The 22,342-nt window shown below is 60.5% G+C and carries 19 protein-coding genes and 2 tRNA genes; 9 read left to right on the top strand and 12 right to left on the bottom strand.

Annotation, left to right across the window (positions count from 1 at the left end; all coding sequences use genetic code 11):
- Positions 1-64 precede the first annotated feature (64 nt).
- On the top strand, positions 65-1,393 hold the full coding sequence (locus BUE38_RS14015) for a M18 family aminopeptidase (protein ID WP_073435830.1): 1,329 nt from the start codon (positions 65-67) through the stop codon (positions 1,391-1,393).
- A 92-nt stretch (positions 1,394-1,485) separates the two neighbouring features.
- Here BUE38_RS14015 and BUE38_RS14010 read toward each other — a convergent pair.
- Positions 1,486-1,562: transfer RNA gene (locus tag BUE38_RS14010), tRNA-Met, on the bottom strand.
- A 243-nt stretch (positions 1,563-1,805) separates the two neighbouring features.
- Between BUE38_RS14010 and imuA the strand changes: the two genes are divergently transcribed.
- Genes imuA through BUE38_RS13995 form a run of 3 tightly spaced genes read left to right on the top strand, consistent with a single transcriptional unit; the run spans position 1,806 to position 7,043 of the window.
- Positions 1,806-2,522: a translesion DNA synthesis-associated protein ImuA gene (imuA, locus tag BUE38_RS14005; RefSeq protein ID WP_234987008.1), complete on the top strand. Its 717-nt coding sequence runs from the start codon at positions 1,806-1,808 to the stop codon at positions 2,520-2,522.
- Positions 2,519-3,931 carry a Y-family DNA polymerase gene (locus tag BUE38_RS14000; RefSeq protein ID WP_073435828.1) on the top strand — a complete coding sequence of 471 codons (1,413 nt, stop codon included), beginning with the start codon at positions 2,519-2,521 and terminating at the stop codon, positions 3,929-3,931. The genes imuA and BUE38_RS14000 overlap by 4 nt, the downstream gene beginning before the upstream one ends.
- The gene (locus tag BUE38_RS13995) at positions 3,915-7,043 is read left to right on the top strand and encodes an error-prone DNA polymerase (RefSeq protein WP_084541948.1); all 3,129 of its coding nucleotides are present in this window, start codon (positions 3,915-3,917) and stop codon (positions 7,041-7,043) included. The genes BUE38_RS14000 and BUE38_RS13995 overlap by 17 nt, the downstream gene beginning before the upstream one ends.
- Before the next feature lie 180 nt (positions 7,044-7,223).
- On the opposite strand, the gene BUE38_RS13990 is transcribed toward BUE38_RS13995, so the two are convergent.
- From BUE38_RS13990 to BUE38_RS13940, 11 genes are all read right to left on the bottom strand, one after another.
- Positions 7,224-8,015 carry an acetoin reductase gene (locus tag BUE38_RS13990; RefSeq protein ID WP_073435827.1) on the bottom strand — a complete coding sequence of 264 codons (792 nt, stop codon included), beginning with the start codon at positions 8,013-8,015 and terminating at the stop codon, positions 7,224-7,226.
- A 317-nt stretch (positions 8,016-8,332) separates the two neighbouring features.
- Complete coding sequence (locus tag BUE38_RS13985) at positions 8,333-9,073, bottom strand: DUF4336 domain-containing protein (RefSeq protein ID WP_073435826.1); 741 nt, start codon at positions 9,071-9,073, stop codon at positions 8,333-8,335.
- Positions 9,074-9,135: 62 nt separating this feature from the next.
- The gene (locus BUE38_RS13980) at positions 9,136-9,864 is read right to left on the bottom strand and encodes a class I SAM-dependent methyltransferase (protein WP_073435825.1); all 729 of its coding nucleotides are present in this window, start codon (positions 9,862-9,864) and stop codon (positions 9,136-9,138) included.
- Positions 9,865-10,034: 170 nt separating this feature from the next.
- Positions 10,035-11,126, bottom strand: a complete 1,092-nt coding sequence (ychF, locus tag BUE38_RS13975) for a redox-regulated ATPase YchF (RefSeq protein WP_073435824.1) — start codon at positions 11,124-11,126, stop codon at positions 10,035-10,037.
- Between the two features lie 189 nt (positions 11,127-11,315).
- Positions 11,316-11,903 carry an aminoacyl-tRNA hydrolase gene (gene pth, locus BUE38_RS13970; RefSeq protein WP_073435823.1) on the bottom strand — a complete coding sequence of 196 codons (588 nt, stop codon included), beginning with the start codon at positions 11,901-11,903 and terminating at the stop codon, positions 11,316-11,318.
- A 186-nt stretch (positions 11,904-12,089) separates the two neighbouring features.
- Positions 12,090-12,776 (bottom strand): 50S ribosomal protein L25/general stress protein Ctc, encoded by a 687-nt coding sequence (locus BUE38_RS13965; protein ID WP_073435822.1) that lies wholly within the window; start codon positions 12,774-12,776, stop codon positions 12,090-12,092.
- A gap of 206 nt (positions 12,777-12,982) precedes the next feature.
- Positions 12,983-13,924 carry a ribose-phosphate pyrophosphokinase gene (locus tag BUE38_RS13960; RefSeq protein ID WP_174788040.1) on the bottom strand — a complete coding sequence of 314 codons (942 nt, stop codon included), beginning with the start codon at positions 13,922-13,924 and terminating at the stop codon, positions 12,983-12,985.
- A gap of 78 nt (positions 13,925-14,002) precedes the next feature.
- Positions 14,003-14,077 (bottom strand) — tRNA-Gln (locus BUE38_RS13955).
- A gap of 14 nt (positions 14,078-14,091) precedes the next feature.
- Positions 14,092-14,907, bottom strand: a complete 816-nt coding sequence (gene ispE / locus BUE38_RS13950; RefSeq protein ID WP_234986999.1) for a 4-(cytidine 5'-diphospho)-2-C-methyl-D-erythritol kinase — start codon at positions 14,905-14,907, stop codon at positions 14,092-14,094.
- Positions 14,908-15,163: 256 nt separating this feature from the next.
- Complete coding sequence (lolB, locus tag BUE38_RS13945; protein ID WP_073435820.1) at positions 15,164-15,781, bottom strand: lipoprotein insertase outer membrane protein LolB; 618 nt, start codon at positions 15,779-15,781, stop codon at positions 15,164-15,166.
- A gap of 60 nt (positions 15,782-15,841) precedes the next feature.
- Positions 15,842-17,626, bottom strand: a complete 1,785-nt coding sequence (locus BUE38_RS13940) for a tetratricopeptide repeat protein (RefSeq protein ID WP_234986988.1) — start codon at positions 17,624-17,626, stop codon at positions 15,842-15,844.
- A 342-nt stretch (positions 17,627-17,968) separates the two neighbouring features.
- Here BUE38_RS13940 and hemA point away from each other — a divergent pair, with 342 nt between their 5' ends.
- The 5 genes from hemA to BUE38_RS22620 all read left to right on the top strand — a co-directional run bounded on the left by hemA (position 17,969) and on the right by BUE38_RS22620 (position 22,340).
- The gene (hemA, locus tag BUE38_RS13935) at positions 17,969-19,234 is read left to right on the top strand and encodes a glutamyl-tRNA reductase (RefSeq protein WP_073435819.1); all 1,266 of its coding nucleotides are present in this window, start codon (positions 17,969-17,971) and stop codon (positions 19,232-19,234) included.
- A gap of 102 nt (positions 19,235-19,336) precedes the next feature.
- Positions 19,337-20,428, top strand: coding sequence for a peptide chain release factor 1 (prfA, locus tag BUE38_RS13930; protein ID WP_073435818.1), 1,092 nt, complete (start codon positions 19,337-19,339; stop codon positions 20,426-20,428).
- Positions 20,428-21,270, top strand: coding sequence for a peptide chain release factor N(5)-glutamine methyltransferase (gene prmC, locus BUE38_RS13925; protein ID WP_073435817.1), 843 nt, complete (start codon positions 20,428-20,430; stop codon positions 21,268-21,270). The genes prfA and prmC overlap by 1 nt, the downstream gene beginning before the upstream one ends.
- Positions 21,271-21,593: 323 nt before the next feature.
- Positions 21,594-22,094 carry an Lrp/AsnC ligand binding domain-containing protein gene (locus tag BUE38_RS13920; protein WP_073435816.1) on the top strand — a complete coding sequence of 167 codons (501 nt, stop codon included), beginning with the start codon at positions 21,594-21,596 and terminating at the stop codon, positions 22,092-22,094.
- A 66-nt stretch (positions 22,095-22,160) separates the two neighbouring features.
- The gene (locus tag BUE38_RS22620) at positions 22,161-22,340 is read left to right on the top strand and encodes a hypothetical protein (RefSeq protein WP_143166332.1); all 180 of its coding nucleotides are present in this window, start codon (positions 22,161-22,163) and stop codon (positions 22,338-22,340) included.
- The last annotated feature ends 2 nt before the right edge of the window (positions 22,341-22,342 follow it).

Raw genomic sequence — 22,342 nt, 5'->3', positions numbered from 1 at the left:
TTGTATCAGGTCGATACCTGTTCCATGACCCCCCTAACTATTCATCATGCACCAGAGGACGCCCATGTCACAGGAGAGCCTGCTAAAGGATGATTCCACTCAGGCCGCAAGGCTCGATCGCCTGCGCGAGTTTCTTCACCATTCACCAACCCCCTGGCACGCCACGACGAACATGGCCGAGCGTCTTGAAGCGGCGGGGTATCGGCGTCTGGATGAGACGGATACCTGGTCACTGAAGCCGGGTGACCGCTTTTATGTGACACGCAACGACTCTGCCATTATTGCCGTCAATCTGCCTGCTTCGCCACTGGCAGCGCTGAGAATGGTTGGCGCTCACACCGATAGCCCCTGTCTTCGACTCAAGACCAATGCCGCCCAGACTTCTGCAGGTTGGCTGCAATTGGGCGTGCAGGTCTATGGAGGCGTCCTGCTGGCGCCCTGGTTCGATCGAGACCTCGGGCTGGCAGGCCGAGTGCATGTTCGCCACCCGGATGGGCGCCTCGAGGGGCTGCTGATTCATGTCGAACAACCGGTGGCCATCATTCCCAATCTTGCCATCCATATGGACCGCGATGCCAATGAGGGACGTGCGATGAATGCACAGACCCAGATGGCGCCGGTGTTTCTCCAGGGTGGTGACAAGGAGGACTTCGATCGTCTGCTCGAGGGTTGGATCAAGGAGCAGCACGGACTGAGCGATGTGCAGGTACTGGACTTCGAGATTGGCTTTCATGATCTGCAGCCGCCTTCGATTGTGGGAGTCGGCGGTGAGCTGATCGCCAGCGCGCGGCTGGATAACCTGCTGTCCTGCTTCATTGGGCTGGAAGCCATGCTCGAGGCCGATGGCAGCCAGGGAATGCTGCTGGTGGCCAATGATCACGAGGAAGTCGGCAGTGCCAGCGCCTGCGGTGCCCAGGGGCCCTTCCTCGGCGATGTTCTCAAGCGCATCAATGCTCAGCTCGGGCAGGGCGGTGAGGAGAACTACATTCGCCTGATCCAGGCATCACGAATGATCTCCTGTGACAACGCCCATGCACTGCATCCCAATTTCCGCGACAAGCACGATGCCCAGCATGGCCCGGCAATCAATGGCGGTCCGGTGATCAAGGTCAACTCCAATCAGCGTTATGCCACCAACAGCGCCACTGCGGCGATGTTCCGGGCGCTGTGTGAGGAGGTCGAGGTGCCGGTACAGACCTTTGTCACCCGTGCGGATATGGGCTGTGGCAGTACTATCGGTCCGATCACCGCGACCGAGATCGGTGTGCCGACCCTGGATGTGGGCGTGCCGCAGTGGGCAATGCATTCCATACGCGAGACGGCGGGGACCCAGGACGTGGAGTACCTGACCCGAGTGCTGACAGCTTTCTTCAACAGCCCCGAACTGGCGTAGGTCGACCTTCTTCACATAACGACAAGGATAGCGACAAGGCTTCCCATAACGACAAAGCCCGCCGATCAAGGATCGGCGGGCTTTGTGATATCTGGTGGCTACGCCCTGATTTGAACAGGGGACCCCATCATTATGAGTGATGTGCTCTAACCAGCTGAGCTACGTAGCCTTTATTCGCGCCGTATTATACCCGGTAACCCGCCATTGTCAAGCCGGGCGAGTGCAGACATTGCGTTTTGTGCATGGCCTGGTTTTCCGTCCCGGTGGTTTTCTCCTGTTGCTGATTTCGGCAATATCTCACACAATACTGTATATATAGACAGTGTTTTGTAAGATGTCGTGTGAGAGCGTTCGAGACGTCGCGTGGCTGACGTCGCGTGTGAATGGTGCTGCAGGAATACAGGGGGTGGCCATGGGACTGGAGCAGTTGATCAATCGGGGCGATGTCTGGCGTGGGCCGGGCATGCTCCGTTCGTCGGCATCCGCTTCCCGGAGCACGGGGCATCTGCAACTCGACAGGATGTTGCCCGGCGGCTGGCCACGGGCGGAATTGATCGAACTGCTGTACGACCAGCCCGGTATCGGTGAGCTGCAACTGCTGTTGCCTCTGCTCTGTGCAGCGGAGGCTCCGGGGTGGCTGATGTGGGTGGACCCCCCTCTGTTGCCGTGTGCGTCAACGCTGCATGCACAGGGCCTGCCACTGGAACGAATGTTGGTGGTACATACCCGGACCACGAAGGAGCGGCTCTGGACCATGGAGCAGGCGCTGAAGAGTGGCTGCTGCACGGTGGTACTGGGTTGGTTGCCGACGGTGGATACCACGGCGCTGCGTCGGCTGCAGTTGGCGGTCGCTGAAGGTGGCAACTGGGGACTGGTCATGCGTCCGAGAGCGAGCCGTCAGCACAGTTCACCAGCTCCCTGGCGTCTACTGCTCGAGCCTGAGGAGGATGCCCGAGCATTGAGCGTGACACTGTTCAAGCGCAAGGGCGGCTGGGCCTTGCCGCGTTGCCGTATGCCGCTGAGCCAGCGGTCCTGGCGAGAGGTTCAGCCCGAGCCATCGGTGAACAGCGTGCCACAGGCAAGACTCCGGGGAGAGCCGGAGCTTCGTCTGGTGGGAGGTGGCGCATGAAAGGCTTGTGGCTTTATCTGCATTTCCCGCTACTGGCGCTGGAATCACACAGTGATGTGCTGGAGCAGCCAGCGGCTCTGCTCGATGAGCACGCGGTGCGAATAGTACAGGTCAATGCATTGGCACAGGCCTGTGGTGTGGTGCCGGGGATGGCCATGGCCAGTGCATTGAGTCTCGAACCTCGCTTGCGGCTGTTGCAGGCGTGTGCCGAGCAACATCGGTCGCAACTGGAGGGGCTGGGGCTCTGGAGTGGTCGTTTCAGTGCGCGTGTCAGTCTGCAGCCACCCGACGGGGTATTGCTGGAGATTGCCAGCATGCTGCGTTATTTCCAGGGGCTGGATGGCCTCAGAAGGCGGCTGCGACAGCAACTCGAAAAACTTGACCTGACCTGCGTCACTGCCACGGGGCATACGCCACGGGCGGCACGCCTATTGGCGCTGGATGGTGGCTTCTGGGCTGAAGACGAGTCTCGCCATGAGCAACGTCTGGCCAGGGTGCCACTGGCCAGGCTTGAACTGGATGAGCGTCAGCAGTCTCGTCTGAAGGGGCTGGGGCTGTCGCGGCTTGGGCAGTTACAGGCCTTGCCGTCGCGCGAGCTGGCCCATCGTCTGGGGGCTGCGCTCAGTGAGCAACTGGCATGCATCAGTGGCCAGCAGGCCGATCCCCCTGAATATTTCGTGCCACCGGAACGGTTCTGTCGAGCCATCACACTGTCCCACGAGGTCGAGCGGGCAGCGGCGCTGATCTTTCCGTTGCGGCGATTGCTGGAGGAGCTGGAAGGCTTTCTGCATGCGCGTTGCCGACGCGCAGTAACGCTGGAACTGAGCCTGGAACATACACAAGAGCAGCAACAACTGACCATTGGGCATGCTACCGGTGAGCAACGCGCCGAGGCCTGGCTGGAGCTCTGTCACCTGCGGCTGGAGCGTTTGCAGTTGTCTCGGCCAGTTGTCGGCCTGCGCCTGGAAGTGCATGAGCTGCGTGAGCTGGAACCTGGCCGTGAGGACCTGTTCAGCCCTCGATTGCCTGCTGATGCGCCGGCGCAGTTGTTGAGTCGGTTGACGTCGCGACTGGGTGAGCAGGCACTGGGCCGCCTGGTGCCCTGTGAGGACCATCGTCCGGAGTGCAGTTGGCGCCGTCTTCCGGCAACGGGGCGTTGGCCGAAAGAGATGGTGGCGAGTTCGGGAAGACGTCCGGGATGGCTATTGATGTCTCCCGAGCCACTGGTGGCTGACTGGGTTGGTTCATCCATCGCTCTGTTGGAAGGCCCCGAACGCATTGCTGGTGGTTGGTGGGACCAGCATCCAGTACGCCGTGACTATTATGTCGCCCGATGGCCTGACGGGCGCTGTGGCTGGGTCTTCCGTGACGCAGGCGGGGGGTGGTTTGTCCATGGCTGGTTTGGCTGACAGGCAGCTTGCCGACGATTCGCCCGGAGCGAGGCACTCGCCGCTGGCATTCGCTGAGCTCCACTGCCTGAGCAATTTCAGTTTTCTGCGCGGTGCCTCGCATCCGGAGGAACTGGTGCGACGAGCCAGTGAGCTGGGCTATCGGGCACTGGCGATCACCGACGAATGTTCGGTGGCTGGAGTGGTGCGTGCCTGGCAGGAGGCGTGTGTTGTTGGGCTCAAGTTGCTTGTCGGAGCGGAGTTTCGCTTTGCGGATGAGCGCCTGGTGATACTGGCGCAGACACGTCAGGGGTATGCACGGTTATGTGCGTTGATCACGCTCGGTCGTCGAAGAGCCCCCAAGGGCCAGTATTGGCTCGACTGGCAGGATCTGGACCAACTGGATGACTGCCTGCTGTTGTACCGGCCCGGTGATGACCCGAATGAGGCCGAGCGGCGGGCTGGATGGCTATTGGAGCGCTATGCGGGGCGTTGCTGGTGGCTGTACGAACGGCTGCTGGGGCCTGCTGACGAGGAGCGCCGCCGCTGGCAGTTGGCCCTGGCGGACCGTCTGCGCATGCCGATGGTATGCGGCAATGCGGTCTTGATGCACCACCCTGATCGTCAGCGATTGCAGGATGTGGTCACAGCCATCCGCCATGGGGTCTCGGTACACAGGGCCGGCTTCCTGCTCGAAGGGAATGCCGAGCGGCATCTCCGCTCCCTGCGCAAGCTGGAGCAGCTGTATGGCGTCGAGATGATCGCCGAGACAGTGGCCATTGCCGAACGCTGCGGCTTTGACCTCGGTGAACTGCGTTATGAATACCCCGCCGAGTTGGTGCCGCCGCGGATGAGTGCCGCCGAGTGGCTGGCGCAACGGGTCAGGGAGGGCGAGCAAGTGCGTTTTCCTGAAGGAGCCTCCGACGACCTGCGACGCCAGATCGACCATGAACTGCGGTTGATCGGGCGCATGGGCTATGAGCATTTCTTTCTGACCATCGAGGATATCGTTCGCTTTGCACGCAGTCGCGGCATTCTCTGCCAGGGCCGCGGCTCGGCAGCCAATTCGGTAGTCTGTTACTGCCTGGGGATCACCGAGGTTGACCCGCGCCAGGCCACGCTGTTGTTCGAACGTTTCATTTCCGAGGAACGTGGCGAACCGCCGGATATCGATGTGGACTTCGAGCACGAGCGGCGTGAAGAGGTTATCCAGTACATCTACCAGCGTTATGGGCGCGAGCGGGCCGGATTGGCCGCCACTGTGATCAGCTATCGTACACGCAGTGCGCTGCGCGATGTCGGTAAGGCGCTGGGCCTTGATCCGCTGTACCTGAACTGGCTGTCCAGCCAACTGGATCGTCGTGCCGGTCAACGCAGCTGGCTGGAGGAGTTGCGTGCTCTGGGAGGCGAAAATCCCTCACCGCGCTTTGTCCTGCTGGTCGAATTGATCGAGGAGATACTGGGCTTCCCGCGTCACCTTTCTCAACATGTCGGTGGGTTCGTGATCTCGTCGGGGCCCTTGTCTGAACTGGTGCCGGTCGAGAATGCGGCGATGTCGGAGCGCAGTCTGATTCAGTGGAACAAGGACGACCTCGAGGCGCTCGGTCTGCTCAAGGTGGATGTGCTGGCGCTGGGCATGCTCAGCGCCATCCGTCGCACTCTGGATATGCTGGGCGAACGGCGAGGAAAGCCGTTTCCGATGCAGGATATCCCGGTAGATGATTCGGAGGTCTACGACATGCTGTCCAATGGTGACAGCGTTGGCGTCTTCCAGGTCGAGTCACGGGCACAGATGAATATGCTGCCGCGCTTGCGGCCGCGCTGCTATTACGATCTGGTAGTCGAGGTGGCGATTGTTCGGCCAGGACCGATCCAGGGCGATATGGTGCATCCCTATCTGCGTCGTCGCGATGGCCTGGAGGAGGTGAGCTATCCCGACGAGGCGATGCGCAAGGTACTGGAACGAACTCTGGGGATTCCGATCTTTCAGGAGCAGGTCATCCAACTGGCGATGGTGGCCGGCGGCTTCTCTCCGGGAGAGGCCGATCAGTTGCGACGGGCCATGGCGGCCTGGCGGCGTAGCGGCACCATTGCCGAATATCAGGATAAGCTGAGGGCGGGCATGCGGGCGCGGGGCTATGACGGCGAGTTCGCCGAGCGTATCTGTCAGCAGATCGAGGGCTTTGGCCAGTATGGCTTTCCCGAATCCCATGCGGCGAGCTTCGCGTTGCTTGTCTACGTCTCGGCCTGGCTCAAGTGCCATCATCCCGCGGCCTTCTGCTGTGGCCTGCTCAATAGCCAGCCGATGGGGTTCTACTCACCCTCGCAACTGGTACAGGATGCACAGCGCCATGGGGTCGAGGTGCGACCGGTGGATATCAATGCCAGTGACTGGGATTCGAGTCTCGAGGGCGACCGGATCATGCGTCTCGGTTTCCGGCTGATCAAGGGATTGCCTCGTGACGCGGCAGAACGGCTGATGGCGGCCCGCCCGGAGACTGGCTTCGGCTCCATCGATGAGGCGCGTCGCTGTGTCGAGCTGAATTCACGGGAATGGGAAGCCCTGGCTGCCAGCGGGGCGCTCAATGGGTTAGGAGGCCATCGTTACCAGGCGCGCTGGGAGCTGCTTGATTCGGATCCGCGGCTGGCGCTGGGTGAGGCACGAGCCGCAGAGGCGCAAGTGGTCGAGCTTCCGGCGCCGGACGAGCAGCAGGATGTCGTCGAAGACTTCCGGCATGTCGGGGTCTCCCTTGGCCGCCATCCCATGGCGATGTTGCGTGAGCGCTATGCGGCCAGCGGCCCACTCAAGGGGTGTCTACCCGCCGCAACGCTGACGAATCATGAGCATGGAAAGCTGGTGCGGGTCGCCGGCCTGGTCACCACCCGTCAGCGGCCTGGCACATCATCCGGTGTCACCTTTGTCACCCTCGAGGACGAGACCGGTCCGGTCAATGTCGTGGTGTGGCGTGATACCGCCCAGGCGCAGCGCCAGGCACTGCTCAACGCCGGCATTCTTCAGGTTACTGGCACGCTGGAGAAGGAAGGGCAGGTGGTGCATGTGATCGCTGGGCGCCTGACGGATATCAGCGAGCTGTGGCAACAGCTGCGCCTCAAATCACGGGATTTTCATTGACGACAAACTACCGAAGACAATGTCTCTTCAATCTCCATGCTGCCATGATGCTGATGACATCATGGCGGCATGGTGCGCTTATGAGACAGGATTCATGAAGCCGCCTTTCTGGCGTGGTTTTCAAGACACTAGTTTTTAAAGCACCAGTTTTCAAATCATCGCCTTCATGAAATGGCACGTTCAGGAAAACTGAATTCCCCCATCGATCATCACCGACTGGCCGGTCATGTAATCCGAGTCGGATGAAGCGAGGTAAGAGACATAATTGCCAACGTCTTCGGGAACGGAGACGCGACCCAGGGCAATGGAGCCGGAGTAGGTCTTCAGAGCTTCACCTTTTTGCCAACCTTCTTCGGCTGCCAGTTTTTCGTCAATCAACTCCCACATGTCGGTGCCTACAATACCAGGGCAGTAGGCATTGACGGTGATGCCGTGTTTCGCCCATTCCATGGCGGCTCCCTGGGTCAGGCCGCGTACGGCCCACTTGGATGCCGAGTAGGGGCTGAGCATGGCAAAGGGGCGATAGGCGACGATGGAGGCTGCGCCAATGATCTTGCCACCATTGCCCTGTTCGATCATCTGGCGGGCGGCCTCCCGATAGCAGAGAAATACACCGCGCAGATTGACATCCATGACCCGATCCCAGTCCTCCAGGCTGACGTTCAGAAGTGACTCCACATGAGCTATGCCGGCATTGGCCACCATGACGTCCAGAGAGCCCAGTTCTTTCACCGTCTGTTCGATCAGCTGTTTGACCTGTTCTTCGCTGGTGACATCGGCGACAACCGCAGCACTCTGTCGACCCATGTCACGAATGGCCGCGGCAACGCCATCCAGGGCGTGGCTGTTGGCGCTGATATCATTGACCACGACATTGTGGCCATCCTCGGCAAGACGTAGTGCAATGGCCTTTCCGATTCCACGCGCTGCACCTGTGACAATAACGTTGCGAGACTGCTGAGAAGATGTCATGTGAATTCTCCACTTCTGCTGTGGCTGAATGGTGGCTATCCCTGCACTCGAGCCATGCATTACCGAGGAAAACTGTTCAGGGAGTGCCATTTTTTGGGCAATACCAGCCCTGACGGGTCATAGGGTGACCTGTCGAAATGGTCGGGAGTCAATCAAGGTGTTGTTGTTGTGATTTCACTCTAGAGACTCTGGAGAAGAGCGGGTAATAGTCCGCTACTACGTCGACTAAAGTGTAAAGATCTCCACGTTCACGAGCTCGTTGGTATCAATCATGAGTTCGTTGGTATCGATGCGAGAGAGGGGAGAGCTATTGCGGATCAGCTGGACTTTTCGGGTGCCAGCCAGCGGAAGGAGTGCTCGAGAAAGGCCCGGGCCTCGCTGTGGATGATCTCACCATGTGCCATGATCAATTGCTCAGGCTGCCATGCCAGAATACGTCGTAGATGCTGACGTGCTTCATTTCTGTGGCCGATGAAGGACAGTCGCCAGTCCAGAGGCATCCGGCCATTGGGAGCGACAACGCCACCGGCTCTTGCCAGCCATCGTTTCAGTGGCGGCAGACTCTCGGGAGTCAGGTTTTCGATCAGGTCGCTGACGATAAGGGTACGGGTCTGGCGATGAAAGAAGATGGTCTCGGTCATGGCCGGCGAGCCGGTGAACAACAATTGATCCAGTTGCGGTGACCATGTCGGGTGAGCGGTGTCGGTCAACGGCGCGTTGAAATGCAGGTCATGGCGCTTGGCGATGACCTCGGGAGTGCCGTAGCTGGCAGCGTTGGGGTAGGCCTGCTGCCATTGCTCGATGAACAGGTGGTGGAGGTGGTTGGGGGCGATCAACCAAGCGACCTGACCCAGTCGATCGACCTGCTCCTGAAGCGAGTCATCCAGCGCTATCGGGCTATGTATCCAGAGGCTGCCGTCCTCGAGGCGCACGATCACCATGCGGGTCGGGTAGGGTAGCGTATAGAAGGATACCGTTTCCCCTTCCACCACCCATAGACCGGAACCGAAGGGTATCAGTCGTTCGCTCGCCGCTGAATGGGGATCGGAGGTGTTCATTCGATGTCCCTGTCTGGTCGTTTGCCTGGTCTATCTCCGTCCGGCTTTCCTCTGACACACACCTATATCTGCGCACTGACCAGGACGAACATCGGGCGCTCGGCTTCCTCGATCAGACTGCTGTCGCTGGCCATCTGTTCGGCACTGGGCCCCCACTCGTCGACATGACGCAGGGTGAAGCCCGCCGCCATGACCGCATTCAGGATCGTCGCCAGGGTGCGGTGATACTTGACGACGCCGGGAGCGAGCCAGTCGCTGGTGCGCTGTCCCTCGTCCTGGTAGCGGTGCAGGGCCCAGTAACGTGTCCCCTGGTCATCAGTGAGCCAGCGATGATCGGTGGGGCAGGTATAGATCGGGTGCTCGGTAGAGAACACTAGCCAGCCACCGGGCTTCAGAGCCTGCTGAACCGTGTTCAGCAGCGGTGCCAGGTCTGGCAGGTAGTGGAGCGCCAATGAGCTGTAGGCTACGTCGAAGGTGCGCTCGGGCAGTGAGAGGTCCGCCAGGTCGTCGAGCCGGTAAATGATGCCCGGATCATCCGTCATGGCTTCGGCCCTATCGAGCATTCTGCGTGACAGATCAATGCCCAGCACCTGGCTGGCGCCCTGTTGTCGGGCGCTGCGGCAGAACCAGCCGTAGCCACAACCCAGGTCCAGCACATTCAGGCCATTCAAGTCCGGCAGCATGGCCTGGAGCGAGGGCCACTCGGGAGCCGCCGCGAGCCCTTGCTGTGAGCGAGGTAGCTGGGCGTAACCCGCAAAGAACTCAGGATCGTCGTAGATATTTCGGGACATGGTGTTGGCTCCGGTGGGCATGACCGGAGTTTGGCAGCAGAGAGAAATGATGAAAAGAGCCCCCAACAGTGTTGGAGGCTCTTTCAATGGAAGGGCAGTAGCGAGAGGTATCTCGCGGGGACTCAGGTGTTCAAGCGCTCAAACATTGAAGCGCTTGAGCATTGAAACGCTTAGACATTGAAACGGAAGTGCACCACGTCGCCATCCTTGAGGATGTAGTCCTTGCCTTCGAGACGCCATTTGCCGGCATCCTTGGCGCCCTGTTCGCCACCGAGGCTGACGAAGTCGTCGTAGGCGATGACTTCGGCGCGGATGAAGCCCTTCTGGAAGTCGGTATGAATCACGCCAGCACCTTCCGGCGCCGTGGCTCCAGTCTTGACTGTCCAGGCGCGGACTTCCTTGACCCCAGCGGTGAAGTAGGTCTGCAGGCCGAGCAGGGCGTAACCGGCACGAATCACGCGATCCAGGCCGGGTTCTTCCATGCCCATCTCGCTGAGGAACATCGAGCGTTCGTCGTCGTCGAGCTCGGCAATCTCGGCTTCCAGCTGGTTGCACACCGGCACCACGACGGCGCCTTCTGCCTCAGCAATCTCGCGCACCACGTCGAGGTAGGGGTTGTTCTCGAACCCGTCCTCATTGACGTTGGCGATATACATGGTCGGCTTGAGGGTCAGGAAGCCGAAGCTCTTGACCTGCTTGAGCTCATCCTCGCTGAGATCAAAGCTGCGCAGGGGCTGGCCTTCGGCAAGGTGTGGCTGGATGCGGTCGAGCACCGCCTTGGTGGCGATGGCATCCTTGTCGCCGCCCTTGACCACGCGAACCAGGCGCTGAATGGCGCGCTCCACGGTGTCCAGGTCGGCCAGTGCCAGCTCGATGTTGATGGTCTCGATGTCGGCGCTGGGATCCACCTGGTTGGCCACGTGAATTACATTGTCGTTGTCGAAGCAGCGCACGACATGGGCGATGGCCTGGGTTTCGCGGATATTGGCGAGGAACTGGTTGCCGAGGCCTTCACCCTTCGAGGCGCCCGCGACCAGGCCAGCGATATCGACGAACTCCATGGTGGTCGGAACCACGCGCTCGGGCTTGACGATTTCGGCCAGCTTGTCGAGGCGCGGATCGGGCATCGGCACGATACCGACGTTGGGCTCGATGGTGCAGAAGGGGAAGTTTTCCGCATCGATGCCGGATTTGGTCAAGGCGTTGAACAGTGTCGACTTGCCGACATTGGGCAGACCGACGATGCCGCAGTTGAATCCCATGGATGTATCCTGACGATAAAAGTGATTCTTGAGCGACGCGCCGCTATTGAGTGCGAGTCGGTTGTGTGCGGGTGCTGCTGGTGCAAATAGTGTATCGGTTGTGATGTCGCTGCGCAGAAAAACGTTGTCGCGTAGCTGTCTTCTGGATCGGTCTCGAGTCAGACCTGACGGCCAGGACCACGGATAACACTATCCGTGAGTAAAACTGTGCAGACGGTTCATGGCCTTTGCCCAGTCACCTGCTAGAGCGAGGGGCAGGGTGGCCATGCATTCGTCGATGCTGGCGTCGATAGCCTCGCGCTCGCTCTTGCCCGGACGACCCAGTACGTAATTGGTGACCTGACTGGCGCTGCCGGGGTGACCGATACCGATACGTGCACGATGGAAGGACTTGTCGTTGCCCAGCGCACTGATGATGTCGCGCAGACCATTGTGTCCGCCATGGCCGCCACCCTGTTTGTAGCGAGCAGTGCCCGGCGCCAGATCCAGCTCGTCGTGGGCCACCAGTATTTCGTCGGGGGCCAGCTTGAAGAAATTGGCCAGTGCCGCCACTGCACCGCCGGAGCGGTTCATGTAGGTGGTCGGTGTCAGCAGATGGAGATCCTGGCCATCAATGATCGCCTTGGCATACAGGCCCAGAAACTTGCGCTCAGGGCGCAGGCTGGTACCGGCCTGGCGCACGACTTCCTCGACCAGCCAGGCGCCGGCGTTGTGCCGAGTGGCTTCGTATTCCGCGCCGGGGTTGGCGAGGCCGATCAGTGCCTTGATCCGTGCCATATCATGTCTCCGTGCCACATCCAGCCGTTGCTGGAGTCAGCGAGTGCTTTGCTCAGCATCCCAGGTCATTGAACTGAGCGCACTGAACAAAGAACTGGCGTATCAACGAGAGTCTGCGTTCGAGCGGTAGAGGCTGTCGCCAAACGAAAGGGGCCACCGTAGTGGCCCCCGAGAAGTCGACAAGGATTACTCCTTGTTGCCTTCTTCTTCGTCGTCGCCCTTGGCTTCTTCGCCGGCAGCAGCCTCGGCAGAAGCAGCGGCTTCTTCCGCTTCTTCTTCCTCGGTCTTCTGGACCTTGGCCTTGGTCACGTTGACGATGGCCTGGTCATGGTCTTCACCATGAGTCAGCTCAACGATGGTGACGCCAGCCGGAACAGTCAGGTCGGACAGGTGCAGGGTGCCGCCCAGTTCGAGATCAGCGATGCTGGCCTCGAGGTAGTCAGGCAGGTCCTTCGGCAGGCAGCTGACTTCGACTTCAGTCGCCAGCTGGTGGACTTCACCGTCCTGCTCCTTGATCGCCTTGGACTCGTCCTGGCCAACCACATGCAGCGGAACACGCATGGTGATCTCGTGAGTGGCATCGATGCGCAGGAAGTCGGCATGGGTGACCAGCGGCTTGTACGGGTGACGCTGCAGATCACGCACGACAACCTGAAGCGGCTTGCCTTCAACCTTCAGAGTGATGACGGAGGAGAAGAAAGCTTCGTCTTCCAGCGCCTTGTAGAAGGAAGTCTTGTCGACGGCGATCGGCTGCGGAGCCTGTTCACCACCATAGATGATGGCAGGCACCTGCTGGTTCGCACGACGCAGGCGGCGGCTCGCACCTTTCCCCAGGTCGTTGCGAACGCTGGCTGTAAGTGTGTATTCGGACATGGAATTGCCTCTTGATCAAAAGTAAGGAAGCCATCGCAGCCCGCGACCAGACGACGATGGTTCCATTTGCTCCGCTTGATGATCGGAGCGCGTTGCGGAAACGTCAGGCGTTTCCTCCGACGCGTTGTTCCGGATACTGAAAGCCTCTGATGTTGAAAACAACGCTGTTGAGAACAACAGTATTGAAAACAACAGAGTTCCAGAATCTAGTGGAACATCGCGCTGACGGATTCTTCATTGCTGACACGACGAATGGCTTCGGCGATCAGGCCGGCCACGCTCAGCTGGCGGATACGACCGCTGCGGCGCGCTGTGTCGGACAGCGGAATGGTGTCGGTCACCACGACCTCGTCGAGTACCGAGGCGGAAATATTGTCCACCGCCGGACCAGACAGGATCGGATGGGTAGCGTAGGCCACCACGCGACGGGCACCGTGTTCCTTGAGTGCTTCACCCGCCTTGCACAGGGTGCCTGCGGTATCAATCATGTCGTCGACGACCACACAGGTGCGATCCTGGATCTCACCGATGATGTGCATCACCTGGGCCTGATTGGCCTGGGGACGACGCTTGTCGATGATGGCGAGGTCGGCGTTGAGCTGCTTGGCGATGGCGCGGGCACGCACTACGCCGCCAACGTCAGGGGACACTACCACCAGATCGTCATAATTCTGGCGCTCGATATCGTCGAGCAGGATCGGCGAACCGTAGACGTTGTCCACCGGCACGTCGAAGAAGCCCTGGATCTGGTCAGCATGCAGATCCATGGTCATGACCCGATCAACACCGGCCTTGACCATCATGTCGGCGACGATCTTGGCTGAGATCGGCACACGAGCCGAACGTACGCGGCGATCCTGACGAGCATAACCGAAGTAGGGTACTACCGCCGTGATACGTGTTGCCGAGGCCCGACGCAGGGCATCAACCATCAGGATCAGTTCCATCAGGTTGTCATTGGTCGGTGCACAGGTGGACTGAAGGATGAAGACGTCCTTGCCGCGCACGTTCTCATTGATCTCGACCGCGACTTCTCCGTCGCTGAACTGGCCTACTGTGGCATTACCCAGTCGGCTATCCAAGCTCTCGGCGACCTTACGGGCGAGTTCGGGGTTGGCATTCCCGGCGAAAACCATCAATTTTGACACGCGCAGCCACCTTTGCTGTGTTGGGTCTTCATTTTTCATGATGAACCATGGTGTTGTGTCCATGATTCACAGGAAAGCTGGCTGGGGTAGGAGGATTCGAACCTCCGCATGGCGATACCAAAAACCGCTGCCTTACCGCTTGGCTATACCCCAGCAACGTCTGCACGTCAGATATGCAGGTCGTCCAACAGAGGGGAGCGGTTGAGACCTCGAGCACAGAAGACATGCCATGCGGGATGTTCCTGCTCGAGCTCTGCCTGCAGATGCAGCGCTTGAGCCCTGCTCGCCAGGCGAGCAAAAACACAAGCGCCGGTCCCCGTCAGCATGGACGGTGCCCGGGCATTCAACCAATCAAGTGCCTGCGCCACGTCAGGATAAAGCTGCCTGACAGTGGGTTCACAGTCATTGCGCCAACTCGACGCTCCTCCCTCGATTGCGCGCGCCATGGTAATCGGGGGGGTGTCCCGTGTCAATTCTGGAGCCCGGAATACCGCTGGCGTGGAGACACTGATTCCCGGGTGGACAACGACGAACCAGGGCGTATCCAGCTCGACTGGTGTCAGCCTTTCGCCGATGCCTTCTGCCCAGGCTGCACGGCCGCGCACGAACACCGGGACGTCGGCGCCCAGACGCAGACCAAGCTCAGCCAGATGGTCTTCACTCAGGTTCAGCGACCAGAGTGCATTCAGGCCCACCAGGGTCGTAGCGGCATCGCTGCTGCCGCCGCCCAGGCCTCCGCCCATCGGCAGACGCTTGGTGAGCGCAATGCTGGCTCCCTGTGAGGTGCCAGTATGCGCCTGCAACAGTCGAGCGGCACGAACAATAAGGTTGTCCTCGCTGCTGACTCCGTCCAGGTCACCGTCAAGTAGAATGCGGCCGTCATCTCTTGGCCTCAGTTGCAGGCTGTCCCCGTGATCGACGAACTGGAACAGTGTCTGCAGCTCGTGATAGCCGTCGGCACGGCGGCCAACAATATGCAGCATCCGGTTGAGCTTGGCAGGGGCCGGTAGGTTCAGTTCGCGACCCTCGTTCGGGGTAGCCTTTCTCCTGGTACCTTTTATTTCGCCACCTCTTTTATAGGTATCGAGAGTCGAGGTACTGGCAGCATGGCCAGGAATGGATGTGTCGTTATCGGCGGGTGGGGCAGGGGGCATGATTCGATGCTGTCTCGGCAAACTGTCTTGGAACACATGGGTACGCTGTCATGCCGCCCTAGGCCCGGGCGGCATGACACCAGGCTCATTCTTCCAGGGCTTCCCACTGATTGACCACCAGGGTGGCACGCAGGTCGTCGTAGGTCATGACCAGGCGGCTGGGGAGCCAGACACCGTCAACGTTGTGCCAGCTACGATAGTCGATTTCCCAGCCGTCCTGGGACAGAGTGTCGGGAAAGCCGAGACTATCTTCGGTGGATTCGTGAGGCTGCCCCTCAGCGGGCAGGCCGCGCACCCAGTCGGTGAGGTTGGAAACCGGCAGTGACCAGCCGAGTTGCTGTTCCATCAGTTCTTCGGGGCTGTCGGCTTCGAAACGACCTTCGCTATTGGTTAGCGAGACTCGGCCATCGCGGCCTTCCAGGGTGCTGCGGCCAGCGCCGATCGGGCCGGTGACCAGCAGACGGTATTGCCAGGGCGTCTGACGCCAGTCGAGGTTGGCGCTGGTCGAGTCCTGCGGGGTGCGCAGGCCGACCTTGCCGATCAGGTTCCAGGAAGTGAACCCCTTGACCTCATCAAGCTGCTGCTGCCATTGACCATCGCTACGCTCGGTGCTCTGTTGCGACGTTGTGCTACCCGGGGTGGCACAGCCAGCCAGGGTGGCCAGACAGAGGGCTCCGAGGGACAATCTGAGAGAAGAAGTCATCACGCTATCCTTACGTGTAGGGAAAAGTGGTCATGAGTTGATCCTCGGTGAGTCGGGCGCTCAACGAGCAATCTCCGGCCTGCGTTGAATCAGCTCATCGATCAGCGGGTGTTCGGAGAACTGTCGTTGCGCCTGCTGCAGCAGGTCGCGTGCGCGCTGCTGTTGACCAAGGTCCCACAGCACTTCGATGAGATGGGCACCGACTTCCTGGTCGGGAATCTGTGCCCAGGCCTGTTCTATCCAGCGTAGCGCGGTGTCCAGGTCTCCGCGCTGATAGGCTACCCAGCCGAGACTGTCGTGAATGGCAGGGTTGTTGGGCTGAAGTTCATGAGCGCGCTTGATCAGGCGTTCGGCCTCATCCAGATCCTCGGGATCGCCCTGGTCGGCCAGAGTGTAGCCGAGGGCGTTGAGTGCAGTGGCATTGTCCGGCTGATGCTGAATCAGGGTGCGAAGGTCGCTCTCCGAGGTGTCGGCATCGCCATTCCCCCAGGCTCGCATGGCACGGAAATAACGCAGTTCGCCATCATCCGGAACGCGCTCCAGTTCTCGGCGCAGCAGTTCATCGGCTTCGGCCTGCTGGCCCTGGCTATCGAGCAGCTCACTTTCGATGATCACCAGTTCGCTGTAGGACTCACTGGAGTGCAGTCGCTCGGACCGCAGGAAGTCGCGGGCGTCAATCAGGCGCCCTGCGTCGATCAACGCCTGGGCGGCATTGTGTCGTGACAGGAGGAAGTCCGGTCCTTCCGGAACCTGCCGGTAATAAAGGAGGGCATTCTCGACATCCCCCTGATCCGCGGCAATGTCGCCGAGCATCAGGTACACCGGCGAAGGCGTGTTGGGCTCGCCGACCACTGGTGTGAGCAGGCGGGACGCTTCGTCAGGGTAGCCTTCCTCGAGAAACAGTTGAGCCAGCCCGACTTTCAACAGGGGCACATCACGGCGTAACTCGATCAGCGCATCGGCGTTGCTGCGTGCCGAGGTGAGGTTGCCGAGCAGAATGTCGGCGCGGGTCATCAGTAGCAGGAAACGAGGATCTTCCGGCGACAGGGCCAGACCACGTTGGGCGGCTCGTCGCGCCTCACTGGGTCGCTCGCGGTCCAGCGCGATGCGCGAGGCGACCAGCCAGTACGGTGGCATCTGGCTGGCGGTGTTGCCGAGTGAATCCAGTCGTGTCCGTGCCTGATTCAGATCACCAAGGGCGGCGTCGGTCAGGGCCAGTGCCAGCGTCAGGTCGGCACGAAAGTGGGCGCTGAGTCGTGGCTGTGACAATTCGTCGCGTAATGGCTCGGCCAGTCGCTCCGGACGGGCACCGGCGGATAGCGCGGTATCGACGAAACGGGTGATATCGCTGTCATCGCGATTCTCGCTGACGATCAGCGATTGGCGCAGTGCTTCCTGCCAGTCGCCGCGGCTGCTGGCGAGGGTGCTCAGAATCTCGGCCGCGGGCTGAGCTTCAGGAGATATGGATTGCCAGCGGCGTGCGGCTTCCTCGACCAGCAGCGGGTCGTCGGCGAAGCGGGCGGCCAGTGTAGCCCGCTCGATAAGAGCAGGTGATTGGTAGCGTTGCGCGGCCTTGAGATAGCCCTCGCTGGCCCGGCGATAATCGCCACGCAGGCCCGCCATCTCGGCAATGAGCAGAGTGGACAGTCCTCCTGCGTCCAGACCGCGGGTGATCGGCGGCGCATTGATCATGGGGTCTCGGGTTTCGGCGCTGGATGGCGCGATACCGAAACCCTGGCAACCTCCCAGCAGCACCGAGAGCACCAGCGCCGGGAGGGTGTGTGTGACCAGAGGCTTGCAGATCAGCGGTCTCGTCATCTGTCGATTGCGCACATCGCTGGGCATACCCGAATCACCATATCTGTAGGAATCTTCAGGATAACGGCTTGGCGAGGCTTGGCAAAGCACATCTCTGTAGAAGAAGAGGAGGTGAGGGGCGAGGAATGTGGCGAAGAAGGCGCGACTCGGAAGGGGGAGTCGGAACCAGTGTCGCTATGCTAGAATGTGCGGCCTTGCGGTGCGGCCATATACGACACCTTGTCCCTGATGGTGAATCAATCAGCTGGTGATTCACCGACGGGGCGGTAGTGAACTCTTGTCGTGAATCGTCCGGTTGTTCGTGACCTTTGGTTACTGGCTATCAGGACGAATGCCGCCCGGACATTATCTGGTGAAGACGTCGAACGCATGACCCTGCTCGCCCTTGGCATCAACCATCGCACCGCCGCCATCGAAGTGCGTGAAAAAGTGGCTTTCGGACCGTCGCAGCTGGCAGCAGCGCTGACGGAGCTGCGTGCGTTGCCGCAGGTCCGGGAAGCAGCGGTGTTGTCGACCTGCAATCGCACCGAGCTGTACTGCATCACTGATGAACGCGGTGAGCAGGAGGTGCTGGGGTGGCTGAGTCACTTTCACGCCCTTCCCGTGGAAGAGCTGACCCGTTGTGCCTATCACTATGTCGATGGTGAAGCGGCGCGGCATCTGATGCGTGTTGCCGTGGGGCTGGACTCCATGGTGCTCGGTGAGCCGCAGATTCTCGGACAACTCAAGGATGCCTATCAGGCCGCGCGAGAAGCCAAGGGTTTGGGCGGTGAGCTTGAACGTCTCTTCCAGCATACCTTCGCCGTGGCCAAGCAGGTACGTACCGAGACGGGGATCGGTGAGAACCCGGTATCCGTGGCCTATGCAGCGGTCAGTCTGGCGAGCCGTATCTTCGATGATCTATCCACTGCTTCGGCACTGCTGATCGGTGCCGGCGAGACCATTGAGCTGGTGGCACGCCATCTACACGAAGCCGGGGTGCGCAAGCTGACTGTGGCCAATCGTACCCGGGAACGAGCGAGTCAACTGGCCGGAGAGCTGGGAGGGCAGGCGATCAGTCTCGACGAGATTCCCGAGGCGCTCGAAGGTGCCGACATTGTCATTTCCTCAACCGCCGCGCCGCTGCCGATTCTCGGCAAGGGGATGGTCGAGCGGGCTCTGAAGCGCCGCCGCCATCGCCCGGTATTCATGGTCGATATCGCCGTTCCGCGCGATATCGAACCGGAGGTCGGCGATCTCAGCGATATCTTCCTTTATACCGTCGATGATCTGCAGGAGGTTATCGAGGAGAATCGTCGTCACCGCCAGGTGGCGGCGGATCAGGCGGAGGCGCTGATCGAGCATGGTGTCAACCATTGGCATCATGAGCGCCGCATCCGCAGCGCCGGCGAAGTCATTCGTGACGTGCGCTCCCACGGTGAACGCCTGCGGGACGAAGCGCAGCAGCAGGCGCTGGATCGTCTTGCGCGCGGAGAGGATGCCGAGCAGGTCGTGCGCCGCCTGGCGCACCAGTTGACCAATCGCCTGCTGCATCAGCCGACATTGGCACTGCGTGGAGCCGCTGCCGACGAGCGGCAGGAGCTGCTCGAAGCGGCCTCGGAGCTGCTGCTGGGTGATGGCGAGCGAGGCCACTAGCTTTCTTCATCTGCCTCAGCCATCAGAAGCCACCCTTGACCTGCGGTGTCCGGGGATAGTCGCGCCGAACCTCTTGCCCTACATGATTTCAAGGAATTGCCGATGAAAGCCTCTCTGCGTCAGCGTCTCGATACCTTTGTCGAACGCTTCGAGGAACTCTCCGCGCTGCTGTCGGAACCCGATGTCATCTCCGACCAATCACGTTTCCGTGACTACTCCCGTGAATATTCCGAGCTCGAGTCACTGGTCGAGACCTGGCGCGATTATCGGAGCGTTGAAGAAGATGTCGCGACTGCCGAACAGATGGCTGACGACTCTGATGCCGAGATGCGTGAGCTGGCGCAGATGGAGCGCGATGAAGGCATGGCCAGGCTGGAGGAGCTGGAAGTCGAGCTCAAACGCCTGCTGGTGCCGAAGGACCCCGATGATGGCCGCAGTGTGTTCCTCGAGGTACGAGCCGGCACTGGTGGCGATGAGGCGGCCCTGTTCGCCGGTGACCTGTTTCGCATGTACTCCCGGTATGCCGAGAACCATGGCTGGAAGGTCGAGATCGTCAGCGCCAGTCACGGCGAACAGGGCGGCTACAAGGAAGTGATTTCCCGGGTCAAGGGCGATGGCGTCTATGCGCGCCTGAAGTTCGAGTCCGGTGCGCATCGCGTGCAGCGGGTTCCGGCCACCGAGTCCCAGGGGCGCATTCATACTTCGGCCTGCACCGTGGCGATCATGCCCGAGGCGGATGAAGTGACCGATGTCGACATCAACCCGGCGGACCTGCGTGTGGATACCTACCGTTCCAGCGGTGCCGGTGGCCAGCACGTCAACACCACCGACTCAGCGATCCGCATCACACACCTGCCTACCGGCGTGGTGGTGGAGTGCCAGGAAGAACGGAGCCAGCACAAGAACCGGGCCAAGGCCATGTCGCTGCTGGCGGCTCGACTCAAGCAGGCGGCGGTGGCCAGTCGGCAGCAGGAGCAGGCCGATGCACGGCGTTCGCTGGTCGGTTCGGGTGACCGCAGCGAGCGCATTCGCACCTACAACTTCCCCCAGGGGCGAGTTACCGATCATCGCATCAACCTGACCCTCTACAAGCTGTCCGAAGTGATTACCGGTGATGGCCTGGACGAGGTCATCGAACCCCTGATCCACGAGTTTCAGGCCGAGCAACTGGCGGCTCTACAGCAGGAATCCTGATGCGTATCGATATCCTGTTGGCGCGCATGGCGTCACGCCTGCAGGAGGCCGGGTCTCCCTCGCCGCGGGTCGATGCCGAAGCGCTTGCCATGCATGTACTGGGAGTGGATCGTGCCTGGCTCTACACCTGGGGCGATCGGCATTGGGCTGTCTGGCAGCGGGCACGCTTCGAGGCTCTGGTGGCGGCACGCTGCCAGGGGCAGCCGATTGCCTATCTGACCGGGGAAAGAGAGTTCTGGGGACTGGCCCTGGCAACCTCATCCTGCACGCTGATTCCTCGCCCGGACACCGAGACCCTGGTCGAGGCCGCGTTGGCCCGGGCATCATCAGTTCAGGGCGACCTTCTCGATCTGGGAACCGGAACCGGCGCCATCGCCCTGGCGTTTGCCAGTGAGCGTCCCGAGTGGCAAGTCACGGGAGTGGACATTGCCGCCGAAGCGGTCGAACTGGCGACGCGCAATGCGCAGCGCCATGGTCTCCATGCACAGTTCCTGGTCAGCGACTGGTTTACGGCCCTGTCAGGACAGCGCTTCGACCTGATCGTCTCCAACCCACCCTATATCGATGGTGAAGATCCTCACCTGCGGCTCGGTGATGTGCGTTTCGAGCCAAGACGCGCGCTGGTGGCGGCCGACAAGGGGCTGAATGACATTCGCCGTATTGTGGACCAGGCGCGGAGGCATCTACGTGAGGGCGGTTGGCTGCTGGTCGAGCATGGCTATCGTCAGGCAGAGGCGGTGCGCTCCATTCTGGAGCAGCATGGCTATCATCAGGTGACCAGTATCGCTGACCTTGGTGGCAATGATCGTGTCAGCCTGGGGTGTTCTGGGGACGTCGTGTAGCGATTGCAGCCGTCGTGCGTGGAGCCCCTGGCCGACTGTCATGAAGCTGCCCGCTGTCGCGCAGGAGAAACTGCGTCGCAGAGACAGGGCCGTAGAAGCAGAAACAGGGCCGCGGAAACAGTGTCGTAGCGAGTATCGAGCCAGCTAGCGTTGAAGCTGATTGGTGGAGCAGTTTTTTGCGATATGCTACAGATTCAACATTAAAATAATTCGAAAAAATCCGTTTCCACGCGAGAGATTGTCGCAGATGGCATTCTCCCTAGTCTTCCGGTGATGACTCTTGCGATCTGGATTGGCGCTCCCGACTCAACTTCAGGATTACAATGAAAAACCGCAATCGTTCTCTCGATCGTATTGATCTCAAGATTCTGCGCTGCCTGCAGGATAATGCCCGTGTCTCCTATGTTGATCTGGCCGCTCAGGTCGGCCTGTCGACCACTCCTTGTCTCGAGCGTGTCAAACGGCTTGAAAGGGCGGGGGTGATTCGTGGCTACAAGGCGGTGCTCAACCCACGCATGCTCAAGGCCAATCTGCTGGTGTTCGTCGAGATCAGTCTCGAGACACAGTCGCCAGCGGTGTTCGACGAATTTCGTCGTGCCGTCTCCAGGCTGCCGCAGATTCAGGAATGTCACCTTGTTTCCGGCCAGTTCGACTACATCCTCAAGTGCCGTATTCCCGAGATGTCGGCCTACCGCCAGCTGCTGGGGGATGTGGTGCTGACGCTTCCGGGAGTGAAGGAATCCAAGAGCTATGTGGTGATGGAAGAGGTCAAGGAAGACTACTCGCTCCATGTGCCGGATCTCGATGAATTCGACGACAAGTGAGCGGATCCAGGCTACTGGCGGATTTAGACTACTGATATTAACCCGGCATGCTTTTATGTTGGGTTAATGGCGACACAGGGACGTGTCGCCGTCGGCCATCAGGCCGACGCGAGGCCGCACCACACCAGCAGATCCGTGCATCTGCGCCAGTGTGGTGTGGGCGACAATCAAATCGATCAGGATGAGCTATTTGATTGCCATGTTAATAGGAGAAGTGAACTGATGCTGGAGGCTGGGCGATCTTGAGT

Source organism: Halomonas cupida (assembly GCF_900142755.1).
Taxonomy (GTDB): domain Bacteria; phylum Pseudomonadota; class Gammaproteobacteria; order Pseudomonadales; family Halomonadaceae; genus Halomonas; species Halomonas cupida.
Note: the sequence above shows the minus strand (reverse complement) of the source record. Positions and strands in the feature narration are given on the sequence as shown.

Bases quoted from the DNA above. Each gene is read 5' to 3' on its own strand.
- pth (WP_073435823.1), bottom strand. From the start codon at position 11,903: ATGGCACGGATCAAGGCACTGATCGGCCTCGCCAACCCCGGCGCGGAA.
- BUE38_RS13940 (WP_234986988.1), bottom strand. From the start codon at position 17,626: ATGCCCAGCGATGTGCGCAATCGACAGATGACGAGACCGCTGATCTGC.
- BUE38_RS14015 (WP_073435830.1), top strand. From the start codon at position 65: ATGTCACAGGAGAGCCTGCTAAAGGATGATTCCACTCAGGCCGCAAGG.
- BUE38_RS13990 (WP_073435827.1), bottom strand. From the start codon at position 8,015: ATGACATCTTCTCAGCAGTCTCGCAACGTTATTGTCACAGGTGCAGCG.
- prfA (WP_073435818.1), top strand. From the start codon at position 19,337: ATGAAAGCCTCTCTGCGTCAGCGTCTCGATACCTTTGTCGAACGCTTC.
- ychF (WP_073435824.1), bottom strand. From the start codon at position 11,126: ATGGGATTCAACTGCGGCATCGTCGGTCTGCCCAATGTCGGCAAGTCG.
- BUE38_RS13985 (WP_073435826.1), bottom strand. From the start codon at position 9,073: ATGAACACCTCCGATCCCCATTCAGCGGCGAGCGAACGACTGATACCC.
- ispE (WP_234986999.1), bottom strand. From the start codon at position 14,907: ATGCTGCATATTGTTGGCCGCCGTGCCGACGGCTATCACGAGCTGCAG.
- BUE38_RS13980 (WP_073435825.1), bottom strand. From the start codon at position 9,864: ATGTCCCGAAATATCTACGACGATCCTGAGTTCTTTGCGGGTTACGCC.
- hemA (WP_073435819.1), top strand. From the start codon at position 17,969: ATGACCCTGCTCGCCCTTGGCATCAACCATCGCACCGCCGCCATCGAA.
- BUE38_RS13995 (WP_084541948.1), top strand. From the start codon at position 3,915: ATGGCTGGTTTGGCTGACAGGCAGCTTGCCGACGATTCGCCCGGAGCG.
- prmC (WP_073435817.1), top strand. From the start codon at position 20,428: ATGCGTATCGATATCCTGTTGGCGCGCATGGCGTCACGCCTGCAGGAG.
- imuA (WP_234987008.1), top strand. From the start codon at position 1,806: ATGGGACTGGAGCAGTTGATCAATCGGGGCGATGTCTGGCGTGGGCCG.
- BUE38_RS14000 (WP_073435828.1), top strand. From the start codon at position 2,519: ATGAAAGGCTTGTGGCTTTATCTGCATTTCCCGCTACTGGCGCTGGAA.
- BUE38_RS22620 (WP_143166332.1), top strand. From the start codon at position 22,161: ATGGCGACACAGGGACGTGTCGCCGTCGGCCATCAGGCCGACGCGAGG.
- BUE38_RS13920 (WP_073435816.1), top strand. From the start codon at position 21,594: ATGAAAAACCGCAATCGTTCTCTCGATCGTATTGATCTCAAGATTCTG.
- lolB (WP_073435820.1), bottom strand. From the start codon at position 15,781: ATGACTTCTTCTCTCAGATTGTCCCTCGGAGCCCTCTGTCTGGCCACC.
- BUE38_RS13965 (WP_073435822.1), bottom strand. From the start codon at position 12,776: ATGTCCGAATACACACTTACAGCCAGCGTTCGCAACGACCTGGGGAAA.